Raw genomic sequence first — 25,653 nt, 5'->3', positions numbered from 1 at the left:
GTCCCTTCTTGCTAATTCGGCATGTATTCTTGCTCTTATTCTAGTTCGGGATCAATCTGTATGCATGACGACAAAACCTCAGGATGACCAGCCCAGCACACTCTGGGACGTTGCAATTATCGGCGGCGGCACCGCCGGTCTCAGCGCCGCGCTCATCGTCGCGCGCGCCCAGCGACGCGTGCTCGTGCTCGACGCGGGGGAGCCGCGCAACCGGGAGGCGCCGCACATGCACGGGGTACTCAGTCGCGACGGCTACTCCCCGCTCAGCCTTGTCGACGACGGTCGCCGCGAGGTGTGGGCCGCTGGCGGAGTGATCGAGGCCGCGCGCGTGGTCGAAACGCGCAGGACAGCGGACGGCTTCGAACTCGTCACCGAGACCGGCGCTCGCATTCGTGCCGGTCGCCTCCTCGTGGCGACCGGCATCCACGACGAGCTGCCGCCCATCCCCGGTCTGGCCGCACACTGGGGACGCGGCGTCGTGGCCTGCCCGTTCTGTGACGGCTACGAGGCGCGCGGTTCGAGAATCGGCGTGCTCACGACATCCGTGCGGGGGTTGCACAAGGCACATATGCTCCGGGCGTATTCGCCGACAGTGACGGTGTTCTCAGGCCTGGCCGGCCCCATCCCTGACCCCGATCGGCTCACCCTCGACGCGCGCGGCATCGTCGTGGACGACCGCGTCGTCATCGGTGTCACGACGGCGAACGGAGCCTTCGCGGGCCTCGAACTCGCCGACGGCACCCGCATCGAGCTCGACGTGCTCTTCGCCGAGCCGCGAATGGTCGCCCTCGACGAGCCGCTGCGCCAGCTCGGTGCCGAACAGGGTGACACCCCCGCCGGCCTCTGGACGACAACGGATGCCTCCGGAAAGACGAGCGTCGACGGCGTCTGGGCCGCAGGCAACACGTCCAACCCCGCCGCGCTCGTTCCGGTGGCGGCCGGCTCCGGCGTCACGGCAGCCGTCGCGATCAACGCCGAACTCGTGGCGGACGACATCCGCGTGGCTCTGGAAGAATGGACCAACATGACCCCCGAACGACACAGCCACGGCGAACCGCACGGCCACGCCCAGCCGCATGAGCGCAAGCAGGGGAACGAGCAGCACGTCGACCCGTCCGAAGACCCGACGTCATTCTGGGAGCGACGCTACATCGAACGCGGCGCCGAAACGGGCCAGATGTGGAGCGGGCACGCCAACGCAGCCCTCGAACGCGAGGCCGGCGGGCTCGAGCCGGGCACCGCCCTCGACCTCGGCAGTGGGGAAGGCGGCGACGCGCTCTGGCTGGCTCACGGCGGCTGGCAGGTCACGGCCGTCGACATCTCCGCCACGGCGCTGGCCCGCGGCGAGGCCAGGGCCGCAGCCTCGGGGCTGGCCGACCGCATCCGCTTCGTGCAGGCGGATCTCGCCGCGTGGAACCCCGACGCGACCTTCGACCTCGTGGCGGCGCAGTTCCTGCAGTCTCCGGTTGAGCTGCCGCGCGAACAGATTTTGCGCCGGGCAGCCGCCGCCGTCGCTCCCGGTGGCCAGCTACTCATCGTCGGGCATGCGGCATTCCCGTCGGGGTCGTCGCACGGCGCCGACGCCGAGCCGCTCCCGACCCCTGACGATGTGCTCGCGTTCCTTGAGCTCCCCGAGGGCCAGTGGACCGTTGTCACGAAAGAGCTCGTCGACCGCGAGGCCACCGGCGCCGACGGAACGCCGTTCACCCACACCGACGGAGTGCTGCGCCTGCGCCGTAACCTTCCCGCCTAGGGCGCCACGAAGGATGCCCCGCGCGGCATACTTACAAACCGGCCGGCTCAAGTTCCTCCGGCGAGTCGAGCTCGCTCGGGGCGAAATTGACCGTACCCAGGAAGCGCGACCCCTGAGGATCCATCCGTGATATTCCTAGGCTCCGTGTCGCAGACCCGCCGTGCCTCGCCCCTGTCCTATGGGATGCAACGGTTGTACAGTCACGCGAGCGGAACGATTGCTCACCATCCGCGCAGTGAAGGGATGCAATCGTCATGTCGACACCCGGCCGCAGGCCGCAAACGAAGACCCGGACTCCGTGGCTGCCACCCCGATGGTTCATCGTGCTCGCCTGGAAAGTTCACCGTGCGATCTACAGGGTGTCGGGCGGGCGTCGTGGCTTGTGGCCCGCCAGCGCCGAGCGCTGGGGCACCATGCGGGTGACAACGATCGGACGCCACAGCGGTCAGGAGCGGTCCGTGATCCTCGGCTACTTCGAGGACGGCCCGAAACTTGTGACAATGGCGATGAACGGCTGGGGCGAGGGCGAACCCGCCTGGTGGTTGAACCTTCAGGCACATCCCCACGCAGAGGTTCAACTCGCTGACGACTCCCGACTTGTCGTGGCCCGCGCCGCGTCGGGCGATGAACGGGCCTCGCTCTGGGACCGGTGGAGGTCGCTCGACAAGAATCTCGACGAGAATGCCCGCCGCCGCCCGACGGAGACGGCCATCGTGGTCTTCGAACCAGCGACCAACGCCGAGTGATCATGAAGATCAGCCAGCTCGTGGAGACAGTCCAAGCGTTCGACGGCGTGCTGGACCTCGCACCCACTGCGGGGAGCGAGTACCCCGAAGTCGCCTGGGGCGATCACTTCTTCTACTATGCGCCCGACGGGAAGGTGCCCCAGAACGCGCAGCCGTACGCGACGATCGTCACGAAGGATTACCCCGGCGACGAGCAGTCCAACCTCGATGACCCCTACCGATGGCGAGTGAACGTACACGTCGGGCGGGCGAAGTTCACCGAACTCACCGGCGAAACGCCACATGATTTCGCACCGGGGGACTACAGCGCGACCGACGCCATCATGCCGCACCCGGTCTACGGCGCGCTCGGCTGGATCGCCGTCGTGAATCCCGGCCACCGCACATCCGCCACCGTCCTCGATTTGCTCCGCGGGGCCCACGACGACGAGCGGCGACGCGTGGAGCGTCGCTCACACGAGCGAGTCACGGAGTAGCGGCCATGCTCGATGCTTTTGGGGCGGCGCTTCCCGTCGCCGTGGCGGTCGCACTGAGCCCCCTGCCGCTCATCGCGGTACTGCTGGTGCTGTTGTCCCCGGCCGGCTCGTCCGCCGGCCTGACATTCCTCGCTGGCCGGCTTCTGGGCGTGGGCGTCGTCGTGGGCCTTTTCGCGGTGATGAGTGATCTCGTGGAACGCAGCGACGACGGCTCACCGTTCGTGGGCGTGCTGCGCCTTGTCGTGGGGGCTGCGCTCATGGTGCTCGCCGTTGCGAAATGGCGGGGGAGACCCCGGTCAGCGGACGAGGTGGACCTCCCCGGCTGGATGGGCGCGATCGAGGGCAGCTCGCCCACACGGGCCGCATTTCTGGCGCTAACCCTGTCGGTGGCGAATCCGAAGGAGCTTCTTCTCGGTGTCGGGGCAGGCATCACGATCGGCAGCGCGGGTTTGCCGCTTGGCGCAACTCTCGCCGTGGGGGCCGCGTACACGGCGATCGCGTGTCTGAGCGTTGCCACACCCGTGGTCGCCTTTCTTGCAGCCCCCGACCGGATACGGGGCCGAATGGAGAAACTGCGGGTCACGTTGGTTCGCCACAACGACGCGATCATGAGCGTGGTGCTGCTGGTGATCGGCGCGGCTCTCATCGGCGGGGGCCTGTCCGCCCTGTGAGGTCGCGCCGCAAGACCCGCGGCATCCGTTCGTCTAGGCTTAAACCATGCCCATACGCATCAATCCGAGCATCCTGGCCGCCGATTTCGCCAATTTCGAACGAGAGCTCGGGCGCATTCGCACCGCCGATCTCGTGCACGTCGACATCATGGACAACCACTTCGTGCCCAACCTCACCTTCGGCCTCGCCATGGTCGACCGGCTGCAGCAGGTCTCGCCGTTGCCGCTCGACATCCACCTCATGATCGACGACCCCGACAAATGGGCGCCTGGCTACGCGGAGGTCGGTGCGTACTCGGTTACCTTCCACGCCGAAGCGGCAGCGGATGCCGCGGGGCTCGCCCGCAGGCTGCGCGCGATCGGCGCCCGCGCGGGCCTGGCCCTGAAGCCCGGCACCCCCGTGGAGCAGTACCTCGAGCTGCTGCCGGAATTCGACCAGGTTCTGGTGATGACCGTCGAACCCGGCTTCGGCGGCCAGAGCTTCATGGCGTCGACGATGCCGAAGCTCGAAACCCTGTCGGCGGCGGTGAAATCCAGTGGTCTAGACGTGTGGTTGCAGGTGGACGGAGGCATCACCGAGCAGACCATTGAGATCGCCGCGGCCGCCGGAGCCGACACGTTCGTGGCCGGCTCGAGTGTCTTCGGCGCCGACGATCCGGCCGCCCAGATCGCCCTGCTGCGCTCCAGCGCGGCCCGGCACCACCACGGGCACGAGTAACCTAGAGCAGTGAAGACTTTTGATGACCTTTTTGCTGAGCTGAGCGACAAGGCCCTGACCCGCCCCGAGGGGTCCGGTACCGTGCGTGAGCTCGATGCCGGCGTGCACGCCATCGGCAAGAAAATTGTCGAAGAGGCCGCCGAGGTATGGATGGCCGCGGAATTCCAGAGCGACGAAGAAACGGCGGCCGAGATCTCCCAGCTGCTGTACCACCTTCAGGTTCTCCTGATCGCGAAGGGCCTCACCCCGGCCGACGTCTACCGACATCTCTGATCCGCGAACTGAGGTGAGCCATTCGCTCCCCGTGCAGAACCCGAATCCGAAACCGTCTTTAGATCACCACGTCATTAGTTGACCAGAGAGTGTTGCCATGCTGAGAATTGCCGTGCCTAATAAGGGCTCATTGGCCGAAACCGCCGCCCAAATGCTGTCGGAGGCCGGCTACCGCGGTCGCCGCGACCCGCGTGACCTTGTCGCCGCCGACCCCAACAACGGGGTGGAGTTCTTCTACCTGCGTCCCCGCGACATCGCTACCTACGTGGGCTCCGGCGCCCTCGACGTGGGAATCACCGGGCGTGACCTGCTGCTCGACTCCGGCTCGACCGCCCTCGAGATTGCGAGCCTCGACTTCGGCGACTCCACATTCCGCTTCGCCGGGCCGGCCGGCCGCTTCCGTGAGCTGTCCGATCTCACGGGCCTGCGTGTCGCCACGAGCTACCCGGGCCTCGTGGAGAAGTTCCTCGCTGGCTTCGACGTGAAGGTGACTCTCGTTCCCCTCGACGGCGCCGTCGAATCCGCCGTTCAGCTCGGTGTAGCGGATGCCGTGGCCGACGTCGTGTCCACCGGCACGACCCTGAAGAAGGCCGGCCTCGAAATCTTCGGGCCGGTCATTCTGCAGTCCACGGCCGTTCTGATCAGCTCGGAGAACGACAAGCCTGGCATCGCGACCCTCCTGCGCCGCCTGCAGGGCGTTCTCGTGGCCCGCCAGTACGTGCTGCTCGACTACGACATCCCCTCCAGCCTGCTCGATGCGGCGTGCGAGATGGCCCCCGGCATCGAATCGCCCACCGTCTCGTCGTTGCACGACCCGGAATGGGTCGCCGTGCGGGTGATGATTGCCCGCCTCGACATGAACAACGTGATGGATTCCCTTTATGCTCTCGGTGCCCGCGCCATCCTCGTCACGACCATCCACAACGCCCGTTTGTAATCAGCTGGAGTCAGCATGAGTCTCTCCGTTCGCGTCATCCCCTGCCTCGACGTGGCTAACGGCCGCGTCGTGAAGGGTGTCAACTTCAAAAACTTGCGTGACGCTGGCGACCCGGTCGAGCTTGCGCGGCTCTACTTCGAGCAGGGTGCCGACGAACTGACGTTCCTTGACGTCACGGCAACAGTAGACAACCGCTCCACGACCTACGACGTGGTGCGCGCCACCGCCGAGCAGGTCTTTATCCCGCTCACGGTGGGCGGCGGCATCCGCAGCGTCGAAGACGTGTCGCGTTTGCAAGCGAGCGGTGCCGACAAGGTGGGGATCAACAGCGCCGCCATCGCGCGCCCCGTGCTTATCGCCGAGATCGCCGACCGCTTCGGCGCGCAGGTCATCGTGCTCTCGCTCGACGTGAAGCGCAGCGAACGCACAGAGTCCGGCTTCATCGTGACCACGCACGGTGGGCGAACCGAGACCGACATCGACGCTGTGGCCTGGGCGCGGGAGGCCATCGAGCTCGGCGCGGGGGAGCTGCTCATCAACTCCATAGACGCCGACGGCACGAAGCAGGGCTTCGACACCGAGCTGATTTCCCTGATGCGGGCGAACAGCCGGGTACCCGTCATCGCCTCCGGCGGCGCCGGCCGGGTCGAAGACTTTCCGCCTGCGGTGCGCTCGGGCGCAGACGCGGTGCTCGCGGCATCCGTTTTCCACGACGAGATACTCACGATAGGCGACGTCAAGCGAGAGCTGGCGAGTGCCGGAATGCTGGTGCGATCATGACCGACGAACCCCGATTCGACGCCGCGGTGTACAACTCCGTGGGACTGCTGCCCGCCGTGATCCAACAGTGGGACACCGGCGAGGTGCTTATGCTCGGCTGGATGAACCGCGAGGCGCTGCGACGCACTGTGACAGAGGGGCGCGTGACCTTCTGGTCCCGCAGCCGTCAGGAGTACTGGCGCAAGGGCGACACATCCGGTCACGCGCAGTACGTGCGTTCAGCTGCCCTCGACTGCGACAACGACACGCTTCTCGTGAAGGTCGACCAGGTGGGAGTGGCCTGCCACACGGGCACCCGCACGTGCTTCGACGGTCGCGAACTCGACGTTGTCACGATGGAGAGGCCCACCGAATGAGCGGCGATCGCCCCACGGCCGGCTCAACGACTCATGAGCAATTCGGCGCCCTGATCGGGGCCCACCGGGTGATTCCGGTCATCCGCGAGCTGTTCGCCGACGGAGAGACTCCGGTGGGCATTTACCGCAAGCTCGCAGCAGGCCAGCCTGGTAGCTTTTTGCTGGAATCCGCGGAACAGGGCGGCATCTGGTCTCGGTTCTCCTTCGTGGGGGTGTCGTCCTTCGGCGTGCTCACCCAGGAGGGAGACGAGACCCGCTGGATCGACTATGGCGTGGCCGCCGAACGCGCCCTCGGCTCCGCGCTGACGCTCGCGCCCCTCGCCGCCCTCGATTATCTCTTCGAGCGCTGGCAGACACCGCGGTTGCCCGAACACCCTCCGCTTACCGGGGGCCTGGTGGGATTCATCGGCTGGGAAGCCATCCGCCAGATCGAAAACCTGCCGCACCAGCCGCCGGCCGACTATGACGTGCCCGGGCAATCCTTCAGTTTCGTGGCCGACCTCGTCGTGCTCGATCACAAGTACGGCACTGTGCAGCTCATCGCGAACGTGCTCAACGACGGCACCAATACGCCCGACGAGCTCTGGGACGCCGCTCACGTGCGACTCGATGCACTGCAGACACGGCTGGCGGCGCCTAGCGAGGCCTGGCTTGCCGAGGTTGACCTCGCAACACCGGCCTACCCGACGAACCGCACGACCCGCGAGGACTTCCTCGCCTCGGTGGGCACGGCCAAGGAACACATCGTGGCCGGCGACGTCTTCCAGGTCGTTATCTCCCAGCGTTTCGACCAGGAATGCACGGCGCACCCCATCGACGTGTACAGGGTGCTGCGCAGCCTGAACCCGAGCCCCTACATGTACTTGCTCAGCCTCGAGTCGTCGACGGGCGAACCGTACTCGATCGTCGGTTCCTCGCCGGAGGCGCTGGTCAAGGTGCAGAACGGTCGTGTTTTCACCCACCCGATCGCGGGATCGAAGCCGCGCGGCACAACTCCCGAGGCCGACGCCGATTTCGCCGCAGAGCTGGCAGCGGATGCCAAGGAGGGTGCCGAGCATCTGATGCTGGTGGACCTGGCCCGAAACGACCTGTTGAAGGTGTGTCGGGCCGGCTCAGTTGAGGTGACCGAGTTCAAGCGCATCGAACGCTTCAGCCACATCATGCACCTGGTGTCCTCGGTCGAGGGGGATCTGCTCCCCGACAAGACCGCCATCGATGTCTTCAAGGCCGCCTTTCCGGCCGGAACGCTCTCCGGCGCGCCCAAGCCGCGAGCCCTCGAAATCATCGATGCCCTCGAACCCGCCCAGCGTGGCGTGTACGGCGGAGTCGTCGGGTACTTCGGTTTCGCCGGTGATGCCGACCTCGCCATCGCCATCCGCACCGCAACCATCAAGGACGGCGTCGCGCGAGTGCAGGCGGGGGGAGGGCTCGTGCTCGATTCCGACCCCGCATCGGAGTACCAGGAATCCCAGAACAAGGCGGCCGCGCCCCTGCGTGCCGTGGCCGTGGCCAATGCCATGAAGCGGGTGTTCTAACTCGTGCCCTCCGCAACGTCACGGCGCCCACCTTCCCCGCGCCGGATCAAGCTCACGTTCATCCTCGTGGTCCTGGTGGCCAGCACGCTCGCCCTCCTGGCGTGGACCCAGGTGTGGGTGAATGCCGTCGTGAGTGCCTCCGGCGCCGACTCGCTCAGGCTCGCTGTCGACGGTTCGGAGGCCTCCCCGGCGATCACGGCTCTGGCCCTGGCCGGATTCGCCCTCGCAGGGGCCCTCGCCATCGCCGGTCGCATTGTGCGTGTGGTGCTCGGTGCCCTTGAGGTGCTCATCGGTGTGTCGGTGTTCCTGTCCACGATCCAGGTCATCGCGAACCCCGCCCTGGCCAGCTCGCCCGTCGTCACCGCAGCAACAGGCGTTGCGGGCACTGACTCCATTCTCGCGGCAGTCGAGGCGGCCACAACCACGCCGTGGCCGTATCTGGCGCTCGGCGCGTCGTTTGTGATGCTGCTGGCCGGCGTGGGAATCATCGTCACGTCGGGCCGCTGGCCCGGCCCCACCAGCCGCTATCAGACCACGAGGATGGCACCGGCGGGCGGAAACCCCGCGGCCGAAAGCCAGACCCCTGACCCCGTCGTCGACTGGGACGAACTCAGCCGTGGCGAAGACCCCACCGCAGAGAACAACCGGGACCGCCCGCTAGAATAGAAGTGTTCGTCACCGCACAAAGGAGATTCATGAGCATCGACGTGTCAGACCCCGGCCACGGCCACTCACCGGCGGCGTGGACCGCAGTCACCATCATGTTGCTTGCCTTCACCATCGGCACAACAGCCTTCTTCTTCGAGCTCGTGTGGCTCGTGTGGGCATCCTTCGCGCTGCTCATCGTCGGAGCCATTGTGGGCTGGGTCATGGCCAAGGCCGGCTACGGCGTGGGAGAACTGACCGCAGCGCCCCACGGTCACTAGCCGAGTGCTCTCCGAGCTTCTGGCAGGCGCGGTCTCCGACGCCGAACAACGCCGCCTCAGTCGACCACTCGCGACGGTCGAGGCCGATGCGCTGGCCCGTCCTGCTGCCCTCGACGCGCTCGCGGCCCTCGCGCCGGCTGATCGCGTCAAGATCATCGCCGAGATCAAGCGCGCCAGTCCGTCCCGTGGGGCGTTGGCCGACATTCTCGACCCCGCAGCTCTGGCGGTGTCCTACGAGACCGGCGGAGCGAGTGCCATTAGTGTGCTCACCGAGGGGCGCCGTTTTCTCGGCACTCTCGCCGACCTCGAAGAGGTTCGTGCCGCGGCGACCATCCCCGTGCTCCGCAAGGACTTCATCGGCACCGCCTACCAGGTATTCGAGGCCCGGGCGGCCGGAGCCGACATGGTCTTGCTCATCGTGGCCGCATTGGAGCAGAAGACGTTGTTGTCGTTGCAGGAACTCATCCGCGAACTGGGGATGACCGCACTCGTCGAGACGCACAGCGCCGACGAGGTCGGTCGTGCCCTCGACATCGGTGCGAGCCTGGTCGGCGTCAATGCTCGCAACCTCTCCGATTTCACGCTCGACCAGGACCTCTTCGGGGCGCTGGCCGACCGCATCCCCTCCGGTGTCGTTCGGGTCGCAGAATCTGCGGTTAAGACGGCCGCAGACGTGGCGCACTATCGCGCCGCTGGCGCCGACGTCGTGCTCGTCGGCGAAGCGCTCGTCACGAGCGATCCCATCCGCACCCTCTCTGAGTTTTTGGCGGTATAGATGTCTCTCAGTTCACAGTCCGGCCCCTACTTCGGCGAATTCGGGGGACGCTTCGTTCCCGAATCCCTCGTGGCAGCTCTCGACGAGCTCACCGCGGAATATGACGTTGCCAAGCACGACCCCGAATTCGCGGCCCAGCTCATGGAGCTGCACCGCAATTACACCGGGCGGCCGTCCATCATCACGGAGGTGCCTCGATTCGCCGAGCACGCCGGCGGTGCACGCATCATCCTCAAGAGGGAAGACCTCAACCACACGGGTTCACACAAGCTCAATAACGCGCTCGGCCAAGCACTGCTCACCAAGCGCATCGGCAAGACACGTGTGATCGCCGAAACCGGCGCCGGTCAGCATGGGGTGGCCACGGCAACCGTTGCGGCCCTGTTCGGGCTCGAATGTGTCGTCTACATGGGTGAGGTCGACACCGAACGCCAGGCCTTGAACGTGGCGCGCATGCGCCTGCTCGGCGCCGAGGTCGTTCCGGTCAAGACCGGCTCACGCACCCTCAAGGATGCGATCAACGACGCCATGCGCGACTGGGTGACGAACGTCGAAACCACGAACTACATCTTTGGAACTGTCGCCGGACCGCATCCGTTCCCCACGATGGTTCGCGACTTCCAGAAGATCATCGGTGAAGAGGCCCGCCAACAGGTCCTCGACCTCACCGGCGCCCTTCCGGATGCCGTCACGGCGTGTGTCGGCGGCGGGTCGAACGCGATGGGCATTTTCCACGCCTTCCTCGATGACGCAGACGTGGCCCTCTACGGCTATGAGGCGGCCGGAGACGGCGTCGAGACACCACGCCACGCGGCCACCATCACGAAGGGTCGCCCCGGAGTGTTGCATGGCGCCCGCAGTTTCCTGCTGCAGGACGAAGATGGCCAGACCGTTGAGTCCCACTCCATCTCGGCGGGCCTCGATTACCCGGGCGTCGGCCCTGAACACTCCTGGCTTTCGAGTATCGGGCGGGCAACCTACTTCCCCGTCACAGACGATGCGGCCATGTCGGCCTTACGCCTGCTGAGCCGCACGGAGGGGATCATCCCCGCCATCGAGTCCGCGCACGCCCTCGCCGGTACCCTCGAGCTCGGCCGTACGCTCGGTCCCGACGCCACCATTCTGGTGAATCTCAGCGGACGTGGCGACAAGGACATGGAAACAGCAGCTCGGTACTTCGAGCTGCTCGACGAAGGGGCGACGCAGTCATGACCAACACTTCGAGCCCGGCAGCGAATGGCGTGGCGAGCGCTGTCGAGACGACGATCGCCCTGCGCCGCGAGGCCGGGAGCGGCGCCCTGATCGGATATCTTCCCGTTGGGTTCCCGACTCTGAGCGACAGCATCGACGCGGCCGTGGCCCTCGCGGCCAACGGGGTCGATGTGATCGAGCTCGGCTTGCCCTACTCCGATCCCGTCATGGACGGCCCCGTCATCCAAACGGCGACCCAGCGCGCCCTTGCCGGCGGATTCCGCCTGCACCACGGCTTTGAAGCCGTGGCGGCCATCACCGCACAGGTGAAGGCACCCGTGCTCGTCATGACGTACTGGAATCCCGTTGTTCAGTACGGCGTCGATCGCTTCGCGGACGACCTGCTGGCAGCCGGCGGCGCCGGACTGATTACGCCCGATCTCATTCCCGATGAGGCTGGCGACTGGATGACCGCGAGTGAACGGACCGGGCTGGATCGCGTCTTCCTGGCGGCACCCTCCTCGTCGGACGCCAGGCTCGTTCAGGCCATTGAGGCGAGCCGTGGATTCGTCTACGCGGTGTCGACGATGGGCACGACTGGCGCTCGCGCCGGCGTGGACTCGGCGGCGCAGATTCTTGTCGAACGTCTGCGTGCCGCGGGATGCACGAGCGCCTGCGTGGGCCTCGGGATCTCCACGCCAGAGCAGGTGCGCGAGATCCTCGCCTACGCCGACGGGGCCATCGTGGGTTCCGCCCTCGTCAAGGCCCTCGCCGACGGGGGAGTCGCTGCCGTGGGCGCACTCGCCCATGCCCTGTCACAGGGCGCACAAAACATCCGCTCGATCTAAGATAAATTGACGGTCGGGCAGCTTCTGCTCGTCGCGTGATCCACACTTTCTGGAAGGTAATACTGAGTTGTCTATGCCTCTGAGCATCCCGAGTCCCGAGTGGAGTTTCACCGATCTGGGACCGTTCCGCATCCACGCATATGCCCTCTGCATCCTGGCCGGAATCGTTCTCGCCACGGCCATGACCTCCTATCGCCTCACTAGGCGCGGAGGTGAGCCGGGGGTCGTCCTCGACATCATCCTCTGGGCGGTACCGCTCGGCATCGTGGGAGCACGCATCTACCACGTGCTAACCCACCCGAATGATTATTTCTTCGAGGGTGCAAACCCCTGGGAGGTCTTCGCGATCTGGAACGGCGGGAACGCCATCTTCGGGGCTCTGATCGGTGGCGCCGTTGGCGCGTGGATCGGCTGCCGGCTGTCTGGTATCCGCTTCTGGTCGTTCGTGGACGCCGTTGCGCCCGCCATGCTCATCGCCCAGGCCACGGGCCGCCTCGGAAACTGGTTCAACCACGAGCTCTTCGGTCTGCCGACGACTCTGCCGTGGGGGCTCGAGATCGAGTCGACCAACCCGGCATACCCCGTCGGACTGCCGGTTGACACCCTGTTCCACCCCACGTTCCTGTACGAGATGATCTGGAATGTGCTCGGCGTGATCGTCATTCTCATGCTTGAGCGTCGGATCAACCTCCGCTGGGGCAAGGCGTTCGCCGTCTACCTCATCTGGTACGGCGTCGGCCGCAGCTTCTTCGAGTCCATCCGCGTCGACCCGAGCGAGTACTTCTTCGGTATTCGCACGAATATCTGGGCCGCCTTCGCAGCCATTGCACTCGGAATCATCATCTTCCTCGTGCAGCGGCGCGCGCATCCCGGGCTGGAACTGAACGTCTACGTACCCGGCCGGGAATGGAAAGCACCTGACCCTGAGGTAGAATCACAAGACACTGATTCGGACCTCGAGGATCACGGCGATGACGCCGACGGGTCCGATGCACATAACGCGCCCACAGCCACAAGCACTCGCGGGTAGCGCCTCTTCACCACGTAACCCAGCCAGGCAACCGCCTCACCCGGTCCGCGGTACGTTTCCCGGACCGGGTTACCGTGTCTTTTTCCCTCCAGCGGGCCAGCGTCGTCCCTCCCTGCCAGTCATTTCGTGAGGACGGTCTCAATGACGCAGAAAGCTCTCTCTTCCAAGTTCAGTATGGTGCCCGAAAAGCAGGGTCTGTACGACCCGGCCGCGGAACACGATGCCTGCGGTTTGGCCATGGTGGCAACCCTTCGCGGCACCGCCGGCCACGACATCATCGCGCTCGCTCTCGACGCGCTGCGTAACCTCGAACACCGCGGCGCCGTCGGCTCCGACGCCGGTACGGGCGATGGCGCCGGCATCATCACTCAGATTCCCGACGCGTTCCTTCGCGCCGTCACTGACTTCGATCTACCCCCGGTCGGGCAATATGCCGTCGGAAACGTGTTTCTGCCCACGGATCCGACCGCGCGCACGAGCATCAAGCGTGCGATCAACCGCAAGGCCGGCGAGGAGAACCTCGACGTCATCGGCTGGCGTGAAGTACCGGTGCGTCCCGATGAGCTCGGCAACCTTGCCCGCGCCGCTATGCCCGCCATCCAGCAGCTCTTTGTCAAGAGCGCCCTCACCACTGAGCTGGGCGAGAACCTGAGTGGGATCGCCCTGGACCGGCAGACCTTCCGTCTGCGCAAGCGCGCCGAGCGGGAACTCGAGCTGTATTTCCCCTCGCTCTCCTGCCGCACCCTGGTGTACAAGGGCATGGTCACGTCTCTCCAACTTGAGCCCTTTTACCCCGACCTGTCCGACGAACGTTTCGCGTCGACCCTCGCGCTTGTGCACTCCCGCTATTCCACCAACACGTTCCCGTCGTGGCCGCTCGCGCAGCCGTTCCGCATGATCGCGCACAACGGCGAGATCAACACAGTTCAGGGCAACCGCAACTGGATGAGCGCGCGACAGTCCCAGCTCGAGTCTCTGGAACTCGGCGACCTCGCACCCCTGTTGCCAATTGTCACCCCCGGCGCGAGCGACTCCGCCTCCTTCGACGAGGTCGTGGAGCTTCTCAGCCTCTCCGGACGCTCCCTGCCGCACGCCGTGATGATGATGATGCCGGAAGCCTGGGAAAACCAGCCGGAACTCGATGCGCAGCGCCGCGACTTCTACGAGTACCACTCCATGCTCATGGAGCCGTGGGACGGCCCCGCTGCGATCGTCTTCACCGACGGATCCCTGGTGGGTGCAACGCTTGACCGCAACGGCCTGCGCCCCGGCCGCTACCTCATTACCGATGACGGCCTCGTCGTACTCGCGAGCGAGATCGGTGTGCTCGACATCGACCCAGCCCGCGTCGTGCGTAAGGGGCGTCTGCGCCCCGGCAAGATGTTCCTCGTCGACACCGTCGCCGGACGCATCATCGAAGACGGCGAAATCAAGGACGAGTTGTCCGCGAGCAAGCGGTGGGGTGAATGGCTCGACGCCGGACGCATCAATCTCAAGGACCTGCCCGAACGGGAGCACATTGTGCACCCGCCGGCATCCGTGGTGCGTCGCCAGCGCACGTTTGGCTACACCGAAGAAGAAGTGCGCATCCTGCTCGCGCCGATGGCGCGCACCGGTGCGGAGCCCCTCGGAGCGATGGGATCCGATGCCCCGATCGCAGTGTTGAGCGAGCGGCCGCGACTCATGTTCGATTACTTCGCGCAGCAGTTCGCGCAGGTGACAAACCCCCCGCTCGACTCGATCCGGGAAGAGGTCGTCACCTCGCTCAAACTCGGGCTCGGGCCGGAACGCAACCTGCTCATCGCCGGACCCGAACACGCCCGCCAGGTGGTTCTCGATTTTCCGGTTATCGACAACGACGAACTCGCCAAGATCCAGCACATCGATCCCGCCGTCGGCAGCCGAACGACCACGACCATCCGTGGCCTCTACCGCTTCGAGGAAGGTCCCGACGCCCTCGCGAACAGGCTGGAAGCGCTGTGCCGCGAGGTCGATGAAGCCATTGATGACGGTGCACTTTTCATCGTGCTGTCCGATCGCGATTCCAATAAGGACCTCGCGCCCATCCCCTCCCTGCTGATGATCGCGGCGGTTCATCACCACCTCATCCGCACCGAAAACCGCATGAAGGTCGGCATCGTCGTGGAGGCCGGTGACGTTCGCGAAGTGCACCACGTGGCCACGCTCATCGGCTACGGCGCATCCGCTGTCAATCCCTACCTCGCGATGGAAACGTGCGAGAACCTCGTTCGCAGCGGCATGATCACCAACGTCACGCCCGAGAAGGCCGTCAGCAACGTGATCAAGGCGCTCGGCAAGGGCGTTCTGAAGATCATGTCCAAGATGGGCATCTCCACGGTGTCGTCGTACGCCGGCGCCCAGGCGTTCGAAGCCGTCGGCCTGGGCCAAGACTTCGTCGACCAGTACTTCACCGGGACCACGAGCAAGCTCGGCGGCGTCGGCATCGAGGTGATTGCAGCGGAGAACCTGCAGCGCCACGCCATCGCCTACCCGATGGACGCAGCTGTCACGGCCCACGAACGACTGCTCACGGGCGGTGAGTACCAGTGGCGGCGCGACGGTGCCCCGCACCTCTTCAACCCGGAGACGATCTTCCGGCTGCAGCATTCCACGCGCACGCGGCGTTACGACATCTTCCGCGAGTACACCAAGCTCGTCGACGACCAGTCCGAATCGCTCATGACGCTGCGTGGCATGTTCACGTTCAACACGGGGTCGCGCCGTCCGGTTCCCCTCGACGAGGTCGAATCCGTCGCCTCCATCGTGAAGCGCTTCTCCACAGGTGCAATGAGTTACGGGTCGATCTCACAAGAGGCGCACGAAACCCTGGCCATCGCCATGAACAAACTCGGCGGCCGCTCCAACACCGGCGAGGGCGGTGAAGACCTCGATCGCCTGCTCGACCCGGCACGCCGCAGCGCCGTCAAGCAGGTTGCCTCCGGGCGGTTCGGCGTGACGAGCATGTACCTCACACACGCCGACGACATCCAGATCAAGCTCGCACAGGGTGCCAAACCCGGCGAGGGAGGTCAGTTGCCGCCGACGAAGGTGTACCCCTGGATCGCGCGCACGCGCAACGCGACGGCGGGCGTGGGACTCATCTCGCCGCCGCCCCACCACGACATCTACTCGATCGAAGACCTGAAACAGCTCATTTTCGACCTCAAGCGCGCCAACCCCAAGGCCCGCATCCACACCAAGCTCGTGAGCCAGTCCGGTATCGGCGCCGTCGCGGCCGGCGTGGCCAAGGCGCTCTCCGACGTGATCCTCATCAGCGGTCACGACGGAGGCACCGGCGCGAGCCCGCTCAACTCGCTCAAGCACGCGGGCACGCCGTGGGAACTCGGCCTAGCCGAGACGCAGCAGACGCTCATGCTCAACGGCATGCGCAGTCGCGTCGTCGTGCAGGTCGACGGTCAACTTAAGACGGGTCGCGATGTCATTATCGGGGCACTGCTCGGCGCAGAGGAGTTCGGATTCGCATCCGCTCCCCTCGTCGTAGAGGGCTGCATCATGATGCGTGTCTGCCACCTCGACACCTGCCCGGTGGGCGTGGCCACGCAGAACCCCGAGCTGCGCAAGCGCTTCACGGGCAAAGCCGAACACGTGATCAACTTCTTCGAGTTCATCGCGCAGGAGGTCCGCGAATACCTCGCCGAGTTCGGCTATCGGAGTCTCGACGAGGTCATCGGCCACCGCGACTTGCTCGACGTGAACCGGGCGCTGAAACACTGGAAGGCCTCCGGACTCGACCTGTCGCCCATCCTGGTGGGTCCGGACTTCTCCGAATCCGAGCCCCGCCAGCACCAGCGGGGCCAGGAACACGAGCTTGAACTGCACTTCGACAACGAGCTCATCCGTCGTAGCCAAAGCGTGCTGGACCACGGTGGAAACGTCACCATTGACCTGCCGATTCGCAACACGGAGCGCGCAGTGGGCACGATGCTCGGCCATGAGGTGACGCTGCGCCATGGCCAGCACGGCCTTCCGAACGGGTCGATCGAGGTGACCCTGCGCGGTTCGGCGGGGCAGTCCTTCGGGGCGTTCCTGCCCAGCGGCATCACCCTGCGTCTCGAGGGCGACTCGAACGACTACGTGGGCAAGGGATTGTCGGGTGGCCAAATCGTGGTGCTTCCCGACCGCAACAGTGTGTTCCCCGCCGAAGAGAACGTCATCGCCGGAAACGTCATCGGCTACGGCGCGACCCAGGGGAGCATGTTCATTCGCGGGATGGTCGGCGAACGTTTCCTGGTCCGCAACTCCGGAGCGACCGCGGTTGTCGAGGGAGTGGGCGACCACGCCCTCGAGTACATGACAGGTGGCCTTGCCGTGATCCTCGGCAGCACCGGCCGGAACCTCGGCGCCGGCATGTCTGGTGGTACGGCGTACATCTACGACCTCAACTCCGACCGTGTGAACCTGTCGGCTCTCGAATCGGGAGAACTCACCCTGTCGCCACTGGGCAGCGCTGACCGCGAGATCGTTCGCGACCTGCTTGCCCAGCACTACGCACAGACCCAGTCGACCCTGGCCGAGCGGATGCTGGCCAACTTTGAAGAAACCATGAACACATTTGTCAAGGTGCTGCCGCGCGACTACGCGGCCGTACTGGCAACCCGGCAGTCGGCCGTCGACGAGGGTCTCGACCCCGATGGCGATGTTGTCTGGAACCGAATTTTGGAGGTAACCAATGGCTGATCCGAAGGGATTCCTTAAGGCCACTGAGCGTGAGCTTCCGGCGCGTCGCCCGGTCTCGATCCGTCTGATGGACTGGAAAGAGGTGTACGAGCAGGGTGACTCTGCAGTGCTCAAGCGCCAAGCCGGGCGCTGCATGGACTGCGGCGTTCCGTTCTGCCATCAGGGCTGCCCACTCGGCAACCTCATTCCGGAGTGGAACGACCTCGTCTGGCGGGACGAGGGCCGACAGGCCATCGAGCGCCTGCACGCCACGAACAACTTCCCCGAGTTCACCGGGCGGTTGTGCCCCGCGCCCTGCGAATCGTCCTGTGTGCTGTCGATCAATCAGCCCGCCGTCACGATCAAGCAGGTCGAGGTGTCCATCATCGACCAGGCCTTCGCGAAGGGCTGGGTACAGCCGCAGCCTCCCGGACGACTCACCGGCAAGACCGTCGCCGTCGTCGGATCCGGCCCGGCCGGCCTCGCCGCCGCCCAGCAGCTCACCCGCGCCGGCCACACCGTGGCCGTCTTCGAGCGTGACGACCGGATCGGCGGCCTGCTGCGCTACGGCATTCCGGACTTCAAGATGGAGAAGAAGCACCTGGAGCTTCGCCTGGCGCAGATGACAGCGGAGGGCACACGCTTCCGGGCGGGCGTCAACATCGGTGTGGACATCACCTGGGACGACCTGCGCGCCCGCTACGACGCCGTCGTGGTCGCCACGGGAGCCATGGTTCCGCGTGACCTGCCCATTCCCGGGCGTGACCTGCCGGGTGTGCACTTCGCTATGGAGTACCTCGTGCAGCAGAACAAGATCGGGGCCGGTGGAGCAATCGCCGACCAGATCACGGCAGAGGGCAAGCACGTCGTCGTTCTCGGCGGCGGCGACACCGGCGCTGACTGCATCGGAACCGCCCACCGCCAGCTCGCGGCATCCGTTACCAACCTCGCGATCGGAAAGCAGCCCGGCACCAGCCGTCCGGACACTCAGCCGTGGCCCCTCACTCCCACGCTCTTCGAGGTCTCGAGCGCGCACGAAGAGGGCGGCACGCGTGAGTACCTCGCGTCGACGGTCGAATTTCTGGCCAACGACGTGGGCGAGGTGCGAGCCATTCGGATCGCCGAGACCGAGTACCTCGACGGCCGACGGGTGCCCAAGGCGGGCACAGAGCGCGAGATCCCGGCCGACCTCGTTCTTCTGGCCCTCGGGTTCACCGGTCCGGAGTCAGACGATCTTCGCCACCAGCTGCAGCTTCCGTTCAGTGAGCGGGGTACTGTCGAACGTGGCGGCGACTACCAGACCAGCCGGGAGGGTGTATTCGTGGCCGGTGACGCCGGTCGCGGACAGTCCCTCATCGTGTGGGCGATCGCCGAGGGCCGCGCCGCGGCTGCCGCCGTCGACACCTTCCTCGAAGGGGAAACCCACCTTCCGGCGCCGGTTAAACCCACCGACCACTCCTTCTCCTTCTAGTTCCTCGTCCTCCCGCACGTCACTACAGATTCACAATGCGCCCCCGGGCGCGGAAACCGGAGATCCACCAGCATGAGACGCGCCAAAATCGTCGCAACCCTCGGGCCGGCAGCAGCCAGCTACGAGCAGATCAGGGCGCTCATCGACGCGGGCGTTGACGTCTGTCGTATGAACCTGAGCCACGGAAACTATCAGGTGCACGAGAGCGTGTACGCCAACGTGCGCAAGGCAGCCAACGACTCTGGTCGCGCCATCGCCGTGATGGTTGACCTCCAGGGTCCCAAGATCCGCCTCGGCAAGTTCGAGGGCGGCCCCTACGACCTCGCCGTCGGGGACATCTTCAAGATCACCACCGAAGACGTTCTCGGCACGAGGGAACTCTCCGGAACAACGTTCAAGGGCCTGCCGAACGATGTCAGCCCCGGCGATTTCCTGCTCATCGACGATGGCAAGGTCAAGGTGCAGGTCGTCGAAACGGATGGCGTCGTCGTCACCACCAAGGTGATCGTCGCCGGTCCGGTGTCGAACAACAAGGGCATCAACCTGCCCGGCGTCGCCGTCAACGTGCCTGCCCTGTCCGAGAAGGACGAAGCGGACCTGCGCTGGGGCCTTCGCCTCGGCACAGACCTCATCGCCCTCTCCTTCGTGCGCAGCGCCGAGGACATCCTGCGCGTGCACGAGATCATGGCGGAGGAAGGCCGCCGGGTTCCCGTCATTGCCAAGATCGAGAAGCCGCAGGCCGTCGAGAACCTCGAAGAGATCATCGACGCCTTCGACGCCATCATGGTCGCCCGCGGTGACCTCGGCGTGGAGCTGCCCCTCGAGGCCGTCCCGATCGTGCAGAAGCAGGCCGTGGAGATCGCTCGCCGCATGGCCAAGCCGGTCATCGTGGCCACACAGATGCTCGAATCCATGATTCTGAGCCCGGTTCCGACCCGCGCGGAGACTTCCGACGTCGCCAACGCCGTTCTCGATGGCGCGGACGCCGTGATGCTCAGTGGCGAGACCAGCGTGGGGGAGTACCCCGTTGTCACGGTGCAGACCATGGCGCGCATTGTCGAATCCACCGAGATTCACGGACTCGAGCGCATCGGAAAGCTCACCAACCGTCCCCGCACGCAGGGTGGCGCCATCACGCTCGCCGCGATCGAGGTCGCCGAGTTCGTCGACGCGAAATTCCTCTGCATCTTCACGGAGTCCGGAGATTCGGCCAGGCGTATGTCGCGGCTGCGCTCGAAGATCCCCATGCTTGCCTTCACTCCCGACCCCGGCATCCGTCGTCGCCTGGCCCTGACCTGGGGCGTGCAGACGTTCCTCGTCGATCCGGTGACTCACACGGATGCCATGTTCGGTCAGGTCGACGATATCCTGCTCGGTCAGGGCCTCGCCGAAATCGGTGACAAGGTCGTTGTTATCTCCGGTTCCCCTCCCGGAATCGTCGGTTCCACCAACGACATTCGCGTGCACCGTGTCGGCGACGCCCACAACGAGGTCGCACCGGCCTACGTGAAGAGCTAACCGACGCCTCGTTCTCCGAATGCTGAAGGCCGCGGTCCGTGTCGATTCGACACGGACCGCGGCCTTTCTCGTGCGCCATCCCCGGCGCCCCCTCCGCTGATCGAGGAACGCCGTCTACGGCATTCCCCCCTTCCGCTGGTCGAGCAGCCCCGTCTGCGGCGCATAGTCGAGACCCCGCGAGCCAATCTCCGGACTTCGGGAGGGCGCAGGGAAAGTCACAGGAGCTCTTCTGCCTGACCTCCCTTCTACCCCGGGCCGTCCGGCACGCTAGCCGATGAGGCTCGGCCGTAAGTCGCGCAGCGTGCGGAAATGGGTCATGCGCGTCACTCCGATCACCGTCAGCACCAGCGCGCCCGCGAGCCAGAGCAGCAGCACACCCGCGTCGGCCCAGGCCGTTGTCGGGTTTCCTCCGTACATGAGTTGGCGGATGCCGTCCACGGCATAACTCATCGGAACGACATGGTGCAGCCAATCCAACGGAGCGGGCAGGGTTTGCCAGGGGAAGGTGCCCCCGGCCGTGACGAGTTGCACCACCATCAGTACGAGCCCGATGAACTGCCCGACGCTGCCGAGCCACACGTTGAGTGCAAGGATAATCGCCGCGAACGTCAGGGCGGCCAGCCCCATCATGGCGTAGGTGCCCACCGGATTGTGCACCGTGAAGTGCAGCACCCCGGCCACGATCGCGAAGAGAGCCGCCATTTGCACCATGCCGAGCAGCCCTGGGGTGAGCCAGCCGGCGAGGGTGATCTTGATGGGCGAGTGCAGGGCGGTGATCGCGCGGCGTGAGACAGGCTTGACGATCAGGAAGAGGGCGTAGATGCCGATCCAACCCGCCAGGCTGACAAAGAAGGGTGCGAGGCCGGCCCCGTACGTGCCGGCCGACGTGACGGCCGCGGTGTTGAGGTCCACGGGGTCTGCGATCGTCGCGCCTTGCAGGCCGCGCAAGCCGGAGTCGGACTCCGGTATCTGGTCGACGCCGGTCTGCAGCCCGTCGCGAAGGTCTGCGGCACCGGACTTGAGCTCGCCGAGGCCCTCACGCAGGGTCTGCGCGCCCGCTTCGAGACTGACGGCGCCGGACTCGGCGTCGCCGGCCCCTTCAGCCGCCTGCACGGCGCCCGTGTGGGCGGCCGCCGAGCCGACTCTGAGCGCCTGCGCGCCCTCCGACGTTTGGGATGCGCCAGCGGCTGTCTGCGTCGCACCGTTGCGCAGCGTGACGGCGCCGGCCTGCGTCAGGGCCGCGCCCGACGCCGCCTGGGTTGCGCCCGCCGAGAGAGACGCTCCGGCCTTCTGAAGGCGATCTGACTGGACTCCCAGGCCCTGCAGGAGTGTGCCGGTGGCGGCAAGGGAGGCCGTGGGCTCGTCTAGACGCGCCACGACCGAGTCAATCTCCGAGGTCATAAGGCCATCCTGTTCGAGCTGGGAACGGATGTCGGCGCGCGCGGTGGAGAGGGAATCTGACGTGGCCGACCCGGCCTGCTCTGCCGCGTACTGCGCCGCCGTGAGGCGGGTGAGTCCCGACGAGATGGTGCCAGCACCCTGGGACACCTCTTCGGTTCCGCTCGCGACTCGTTCGGTGCCTTCCGCGAGCGTTATCGCGCCGTCGGACACCTTGGCGGTCCCTGCGGCAACGGCCTCGGTCGCGCCGGCGAGGTCGTCGGCGCCAGTGGAGACTCTCCCCGTGCCGTCGGCGAGCTCGTCGAGCCCGGCCGTGAAGCTGTGCGCCCCGGCGGCGAGCTGTGCGGCCCCATCCGCGAGCTGGGCCGCTCCGCGTCCCGCGGAGTCAGCCCCGTCCGTCATCTGGGCAGCCCCGTCAGTCGCCGTGACGAGGTTCGACCGCACGTCAGAGAGACCGATGAGGAAGCCCGACGCGGCCTGCTCGTTGACCTTCTGCACAATCGCCTCACGGAGGGTCTTGGCGGCCTGGTTGCCGATCGTTGAGGCCAGGTAGCTCGTCGTGTCGTTGGTCGAGAGCGTGATCGTTGCTTGGCGCGGTGCGTCGCCGGCGGTCGAGACAATGGCGGTGGAGAAATCTGCCGGAATCGTGACGCTGAAGTCGTACGTCGAGTCGGCAACGCCGGCCTTCGCGGTGGAAGCGGAAACCCGGTGCCACTGAAAGCTGCCGTCGTCGACGAGCTGCGTAGCGACCTCGTCGCCGTAGTTGTGTGGTGCGCCTTCGACGTCTGCGCCGGCATCGGTCATCACGAGAGCGACCGGCACCCGGTCGAGTCCCGCATAGGGGTCTTGGTTGGCCCACAGATAGAGCCCTCCGTAGAGCACGGGAACCAGGAGAAGTGCGACGAGAGCAATTCTGGACATCAGCGTGGAGGTCAGTCGCGCGACCTCGGCGCGAACCATTGCGAGAATTTTCATCGGGCATCCGCTCCTTCGCGCAGAAGGCCGCCGATGGCGTGTGCGGAGGCGTCTCCTGCGATCGCGAGGACGGCGTAGCCCCGCGTGGCCAGGCCCTCGAGCAGTGTCCACCACTCCAACGGGTCGCCCCCGTGCCGATCGGGGGAACAGACCACGAGCGCTTCGACGCCCTCGCGCACGACCGCGAGCTCAGTGAGCAAGCGGATGCGGCGGCTCGGGGCCAGGTCAGCAAGGGCAGAGCGGCTGACGTCTCGCAGTTCCAGGCTGTCCAGGACACTGAGAACGCTCGCCCGACTGCTAGAACGCCCGGCGAACATGAGTTCCTCGGCAACGACCCGGGCCACGGTGACATCGTCGGCGGGCTCGCAGACTCCGGGTGCGTCGACGAGGGCGATGCGGTTGCGCATTTCCGAGTAGTCCGAGACTCCGTCGATCGTGACCGCGCCCCGATCCGCACGCATGCGCCCACTCGCAATCAGGCCCAGCACTGTAGGGCGGCGCTCGGTCTCCGCTCGAGCGAGTGTGACGGTGCCGCTGGCGAATTCAAGGCTTGTGGGCGGCAGCGAGGAATCGTGGGAACCCTTGGTGACCGAAGTGAGGATGACGCGCATGGGCCTGAGACCTGTTTCTGAATTGCGGATGGTGCGCCCGTTGCGGAAATATCAGACGTGCGTCGGTGCACCAAGGCGTCAGCCCAATATACTGACTAGTCAGTACAGAATCAAGGAGACGGCGACATGCCCCGCGAAACCGGCACGAAACGAACCATATTGGACGCGGCACTCGCCTTGGCGGCCGAGCGCGGCATCACAGGTACGACCATGGATGATGTGGCCGAGCGGGCGGGCGTGGCTAAGGGCACGCTGTATTACAACTTCGCGTCGAAGGACAAGATCTTCGAAGGCCTGCTTCTCGAGGGCATGTCCGGTCTGACCGACGCCCTGCGTTCGGCCCGCGTGGGCCGACGCGGGTGGGAGGCCATCGAGGCGCTCGTGGGCACTCTGCTCGAGCGCATCGCCGCCAACACAGCTCTGGCCAAGGTCATCGCCGGTGAACTGTTCCGCACGGACCGGTCCTGGCAGGAATCATCATTTGCCTTCCGGCACCAGGCCCTGGCCGAATTCGCCGTCGCCATCGCTGAGGCACTGCCCGACGAATCCGACACGCAAACGACCAATCTCATGGCCAGCGGAGTCTTCGGCGCCACACTGCTGGTGGGGCTCGAATGGCTCGTTTTCGATCCGACCCGGGCGCAATCCGACGTGGTGGCCGCGGTCCTGGCTACATTCTCTGGCACGTTAAATAGGTGAAACCCCCGTCTTATCGGGGGTTTCACGTATTTTGCACGGTACCGGTGGTGGGACTCGAACCCACACGTCCTCTCGAACAAAGCATTTTGAGTGCTCCGCGTCTGCCATTCCGCCACACCGGCTCACATCTACAGCTCCAGAATACCGTAGGCTTTTGGTCGTGACCGACCAAGACAGCACCCCCACCCCTCCCCGTCGCGTTGTCGTCGCGGAGGATGAGTCCCTTATCCGCCTCGACATCGTCGAAATTCTCCGTGACAACGGCTTTGAAGTTGTCGGCGAAGCCGGTGACGGAGAGACTGCGGTGGCCCTTGCACGGGAACTTCGCCCCGACCTCGTCATCATGGACGTGAAGATGCCTCAACTCGACGGCATCAGCGCTGCCGAGCGCCTGTCGAAGGAGCACATCGCCCCCGTCGTGCTGCTCACGGCCTTCAGTCAGAAGGAGCTCGTCGAACGGGCGACCGAGGCAGGAGCCCTCGCGTACGTGGTCAAGCCCTTCACCCCGAACGACCTGTTGCCGGCGATCGAGATCGCCCTGTCGCGCTACAGCCAGATCATCACCCTCGAGGCAGAGGTCGCCGACCTCGTGGAGCGTTTTGAGACCCGCAAGCTCGTCGACCGGGCCAAGGGCCTGCTCAACGAGAAGATGGGGCTCACCGAACCAGAGGCATTCCGTTGGATCCAGAAGGCGTCGATGGATCGTCGCCTCACCATGCACGATGTGTCACAGGCCATCATCGAGCAGCTCAGCGCCAAGAAGTAGCGCTCCGCTCGAGGTCTGAAAGGGCGGTCGGCCCCACCGAATCGGTGGGGCCAACCGCCCTTTCAGCCGTGCGGGGCTAGGTTGTGGCGGGCATTTCCTTGATCAGGTTCGTGATGCGGATCGTGGAACAGCGTCGGCCCTGATCATCGCTCACAACGATTTCATGCGTCGTCAGGGTACGACCGAGGTGGATCGGCGTGCAGACCCCGGTGACCCAGCCTGCCGTAGCCGAACGATTGTGCGTGGCGTTGATCTCGATTCCCACGGCGAGCTTGCCGACGCCGGCGTGCAGGTTTGCGGCCATCGATCCGAGAGACTCCCCGAGTACGACATAGGCGCCGCCGTGCAGCAGCATGGCCGGCTGCGTGTTGCCGTGCACGGGCATCCGTGCGACAGCCCGATCAACGCTGAACTCGGTGAATTCAAGCCCCATCTTGTCGGCGAGGGCGCCGCAGCCGCGCTCCATCACCCAGGCGAGTGCGTCTTCGGTCCGATTTGTCAT

General features: G+C 65.8%; 24 protein-coding genes and 1 tRNA gene. 21 read left to right on the top strand and 4 right to left on the bottom strand.

The features are described 5' to 3' along the window. Positions 1–64: 64 nt before the first annotated feature. The 19 genes from BJ997_RS09295 to pyk all read left to right on the top strand — a co-directional run bounded on the left by BJ997_RS09295 (position 65) and on the right by pyk (position 20,702). The gene (locus BJ997_RS09295) at positions 65–1,753 is read left to right on the top strand and encodes an FAD-dependent oxidoreductase (RefSeq protein ID WP_035836485.1); all 1,689 of its coding nucleotides are present in this window, start codon (positions 65–67) and stop codon (positions 1,751–1,753) included. A gap of 254 nt (positions 1,754–2,007) precedes the next feature. Then, entirely contained in the window at positions 2,008–2,499 is a 492-nt protein-coding gene (locus tag BJ997_RS09290) for a nitroreductase/quinone reductase family protein (RefSeq protein WP_052542202.1), read from the top strand. A gap of 2 nt (positions 2,500–2,501) precedes the next feature. Then, a complete protein-coding gene (locus BJ997_RS09285) occupies positions 2,502–2,975 on the top strand; it encodes a DUF6194 family protein (RefSeq protein ID WP_035836490.1) in 474 nt (157 codons plus the stop codon). 5 nt (positions 2,976–2,980) lie between these two features. Then, entirely contained in the window at positions 2,981–3,646 is a 666-nt protein-coding gene (locus BJ997_RS09280) for a GAP family protein (protein ID WP_035836484.1), read from the top strand. 46 nt (positions 3,647–3,692) lie between these two features. Further along, complete coding sequence (rpe, locus tag BJ997_RS09275) at positions 3,693–4,364, top strand: ribulose-phosphate 3-epimerase (RefSeq protein WP_035836483.1); 672 nt, start codon at positions 3,693–3,695, stop codon at positions 4,362–4,364. A 9-nt stretch (positions 4,365–4,373) separates the two neighbouring features. Then, entirely contained in the window at positions 4,374–4,637 is a 264-nt protein-coding gene (locus BJ997_RS09270; RefSeq protein WP_035836482.1) for a phosphoribosyl-ATP diphosphatase, read from the top strand. Positions 4,638–4,734: 97 nt separating this feature from the next. Further along, on the top strand, positions 4,735–5,574 hold the full coding sequence (gene hisG, locus BJ997_RS09265) for an ATP phosphoribosyltransferase (protein WP_035836481.1): 840 nt from the start codon (positions 4,735–4,737) through the stop codon (positions 5,572–5,574). A gap of 15 nt (positions 5,575–5,589) precedes the next feature. After that, complete coding sequence (gene hisF / locus BJ997_RS09260) at positions 5,590–6,354, top strand: imidazole glycerol phosphate synthase subunit HisF (protein WP_035836479.1); 765 nt, start codon at positions 5,590–5,592, stop codon at positions 6,352–6,354. Next, on the top strand, positions 6,351–6,710 hold the full coding sequence (gene hisI / locus BJ997_RS09255) for a phosphoribosyl-AMP cyclohydrolase (RefSeq protein ID WP_035836478.1): 360 nt from the start codon (positions 6,351–6,353) through the stop codon (positions 6,708–6,710). The genes hisF and hisI overlap by 4 nt, the downstream gene beginning before the upstream one ends. Further along, complete coding sequence (locus BJ997_RS09250) at positions 6,707–8,245, top strand: anthranilate synthase component I (protein WP_183323403.1); 1,539 nt, start codon at positions 6,707–6,709, stop codon at positions 8,243–8,245. Before hisI ends, BJ997_RS09250 begins: the two co-directional genes overlap by 4 nt. A gap of 3 nt (positions 8,246–8,248) precedes the next feature. Then, entirely contained in the window at positions 8,249–8,911 is a 663-nt protein-coding gene (locus BJ997_RS09245) for a Trp biosynthesis-associated membrane protein (protein WP_052542201.1), read from the top strand. Positions 8,912–8,940: 29 nt separating this feature from the next. Beyond that, positions 8,941–9,171, top strand: a complete 231-nt coding sequence (locus BJ997_RS09240; RefSeq protein WP_035836477.1) for a DUF6704 family protein — start codon at positions 8,941–8,943, stop codon at positions 9,169–9,171. 4 nt (positions 9,172–9,175) lie between these two features. Continuing rightward, a complete protein-coding gene (gene trpC, locus BJ997_RS09235) occupies positions 9,176–9,946 on the top strand; it encodes an indole-3-glycerol phosphate synthase TrpC (RefSeq protein ID WP_035836476.1) in 771 nt (256 codons plus the stop codon). Further along, complete coding sequence (trpB, locus tag BJ997_RS09230) at positions 9,947–11,158, top strand: tryptophan synthase subunit beta (RefSeq protein WP_035836475.1); 1,212 nt, start codon at positions 9,947–9,949, stop codon at positions 11,156–11,158. Continuing rightward, positions 11,155–11,985: a tryptophan synthase subunit alpha gene (gene trpA / locus BJ997_RS09225; protein WP_052542200.1), complete on the top strand. Its 831-nt coding sequence runs from the start codon at positions 11,155–11,157 to the stop codon at positions 11,983–11,985. The genes trpB and trpA overlap by 4 nt, the downstream gene beginning before the upstream one ends. Positions 11,986–12,058: 73 nt before the next feature. Beyond that, positions 12,059–13,015 (top strand): prolipoprotein diacylglyceryl transferase, encoded by a 957-nt coding sequence (gene lgt / locus BJ997_RS09220; RefSeq protein ID WP_035836474.1) that lies wholly within the window; start codon positions 12,059–12,061, stop codon positions 13,013–13,015. A gap of 141 nt (positions 13,016–13,156) precedes the next feature. After that, complete coding sequence (gene gltB / locus BJ997_RS09215; RefSeq protein ID WP_052542199.1) at positions 13,157–17,734, top strand: glutamate synthase large subunit; 4,578 nt, start codon at positions 13,157–13,159, stop codon at positions 17,732–17,734. Then, on the top strand, positions 17,727–19,184 hold the full coding sequence (locus BJ997_RS09210; RefSeq protein ID WP_035836472.1) for a glutamate synthase subunit beta: 1,458 nt from the start codon (positions 17,727–17,729) through the stop codon (positions 19,182–19,184). Before gltB ends, BJ997_RS09210 begins: the two co-directional genes overlap by 8 nt. A gap of 72 nt (positions 19,185–19,256) precedes the next feature. Then, positions 19,257–20,702 carry a pyruvate kinase gene (gene pyk / locus BJ997_RS09205; protein ID WP_035836471.1) on the top strand — a complete coding sequence of 482 codons (1,446 nt, stop codon included), beginning with the start codon at positions 19,257–19,259 and terminating at the stop codon, positions 20,700–20,702. A gap of 267 nt (positions 20,703–20,969) precedes the next feature. On the opposite strand, the gene BJ997_RS09200 is transcribed toward pyk, so the two are convergent. After that, positions 20,970–23,075: a YhgE/Pip domain-containing protein gene (locus BJ997_RS09200; protein ID WP_035836470.1), complete on the bottom strand. Its 2,106-nt coding sequence runs from the start codon at positions 23,073–23,075 to the stop codon at positions 20,970–20,972. Beyond that, positions 23,072–23,686 carry a hypothetical protein gene (locus BJ997_RS09195; protein ID WP_052542198.1) on the bottom strand — a complete coding sequence of 205 codons (615 nt, stop codon included), beginning with the start codon at positions 23,684–23,686 and terminating at the stop codon, positions 23,072–23,074. The genes BJ997_RS09200 and BJ997_RS09195 overlap by 4 nt, the downstream gene beginning before the upstream one ends. Positions 23,687–23,812: 126 nt before the next feature. On the opposite strand from BJ997_RS09195, the gene BJ997_RS09190 reads away from it, so the two are divergent. Continuing rightward, positions 23,813–24,385, top strand: a complete 573-nt coding sequence (locus BJ997_RS09190; RefSeq protein WP_035836469.1) for a TetR/AcrR family transcriptional regulator — start codon at positions 23,813–23,815, stop codon at positions 24,383–24,385. Between the two features lie 39 nt (positions 24,386–24,424). Here the strand turns inward: BJ997_RS09190 and BJ997_RS09185 are convergent. Continuing rightward, positions 24,425–24,507: transfer RNA gene (locus tag BJ997_RS09185), tRNA-Leu, on the bottom strand. Between the two features lie 38 nt (positions 24,508–24,545). Between BJ997_RS09185 and BJ997_RS09180 the strand changes: the two genes are divergently transcribed. Continuing rightward, entirely contained in the window at positions 24,546–25,151 is a 606-nt protein-coding gene (locus tag BJ997_RS09180) for an ANTAR domain-containing response regulator (RefSeq protein ID WP_035879545.1), read from the top strand. 76 nt (positions 25,152–25,227) lie between these two features. Here the strand turns inward: BJ997_RS09180 and BJ997_RS09175 are convergent, their stop codons facing one another. After that, complete coding sequence (locus BJ997_RS09175) at positions 25,228–25,653, bottom strand: hotdog fold thioesterase (RefSeq protein WP_035836468.1); 426 nt, start codon at positions 25,651–25,653, stop codon at positions 25,228–25,230.

Source organism: Cryobacterium roopkundense (genome assembly GCF_014200405.1).
Lineage (GTDB): Bacteria > Actinomycetota > Actinomycetes > Actinomycetales > Microbacteriaceae > Cryobacterium > Cryobacterium roopkundense.
The sequence above is the reverse complement of the archived record's forward strand: the minus strand, read 5'-3'. Positions and strand labels throughout refer to the sequence as shown.

Coding starts and splice junctions, on each gene's coding strand:
- rpe (WP_035836483.1), top strand. CDS start 3,693: ATGCCCATACGCATCAATCCGAGCATCCTGGCCGCCGATTTCGCCAAT.
- trpB (WP_035836475.1), top strand. CDS start 9,947: ATGTCTCTCAGTTCACAGTCCGGCCCCTACTTCGGCGAATTCGGGGGA.
- lgt (WP_035836474.1), top strand. CDS start 12,059: ATGCCTCTGAGCATCCCGAGTCCCGAGTGGAGTTTCACCGATCTGGGA.
- hisF (WP_035836479.1), top strand. CDS start 5,590: ATGAGTCTCTCCGTTCGCGTCATCCCCTGCCTCGACGTGGCTAACGGC.
- BJ997_RS09200 (WP_035836470.1), bottom strand. CDS start 23,075: ATGAAAATTCTCGCAATGGTTCGCGCCGAGGTCGCGCGACTGACCTCC.
- BJ997_RS09295 (WP_035836485.1), top strand. CDS start 65: ATGACGACAAAACCTCAGGATGACCAGCCCAGCACACTCTGGGACGTT.
- BJ997_RS09240 (WP_035836477.1), top strand. CDS start 8,941: ATGAGCATCGACGTGTCAGACCCCGGCCACGGCCACTCACCGGCGGCG.
- BJ997_RS09210 (WP_035836472.1), top strand. CDS start 17,727: ATGGCTGATCCGAAGGGATTCCTTAAGGCCACTGAGCGTGAGCTTCCG.
- gltB (WP_052542199.1), top strand. CDS start 13,157: ATGACGCAGAAAGCTCTCTCTTCCAAGTTCAGTATGGTGCCCGAAAAG.
- BJ997_RS09250 (WP_183323403.1), top strand. CDS start 6,707: ATGAGCGGCGATCGCCCCACGGCCGGCTCAACGACTCATGAGCAATTC.
- BJ997_RS09175 (WP_035836468.1), bottom strand. CDS start 25,653: ATGACAAATCGGACCGAAGACGCACTCGCCTGGGTGATGGAGCGCGGC.
- hisI (WP_035836478.1), top strand. CDS start 6,351: ATGACCGACGAACCCCGATTCGACGCCGCGGTGTACAACTCCGTGGGA.
- BJ997_RS09290 (WP_052542202.1), top strand. CDS start 2,008: ATGTCGACACCCGGCCGCAGGCCGCAAACGAAGACCCGGACTCCGTGG.
- BJ997_RS09195 (WP_052542198.1), bottom strand. CDS start 23,686: ATGCGCGTCATCCTCACTTCGGTCACCAAGGGTTCCCACGATTCCTCG.
- trpA (WP_052542200.1), top strand. CDS start 11,155: ATGACCAACACTTCGAGCCCGGCAGCGAATGGCGTGGCGAGCGCTGTC.
- pyk (WP_035836471.1), top strand. CDS start 19,257: ATGAGACGCGCCAAAATCGTCGCAACCCTCGGGCCGGCAGCAGCCAGC.
- BJ997_RS09280 (WP_035836484.1), top strand. CDS start 2,981: ATGCTCGATGCTTTTGGGGCGGCGCTTCCCGTCGCCGTGGCGGTCGCA.
- BJ997_RS09285 (WP_035836490.1), top strand. CDS start 2,502: ATGAAGATCAGCCAGCTCGTGGAGACAGTCCAAGCGTTCGACGGCGTG.
- BJ997_RS09190 (WP_035836469.1), top strand. CDS start 23,813: ATGCCCCGCGAAACCGGCACGAAACGAACCATATTGGACGCGGCACTC.
- hisG (WP_035836481.1), top strand. CDS start 4,735: ATGCTGAGAATTGCCGTGCCTAATAAGGGCTCATTGGCCGAAACCGCC.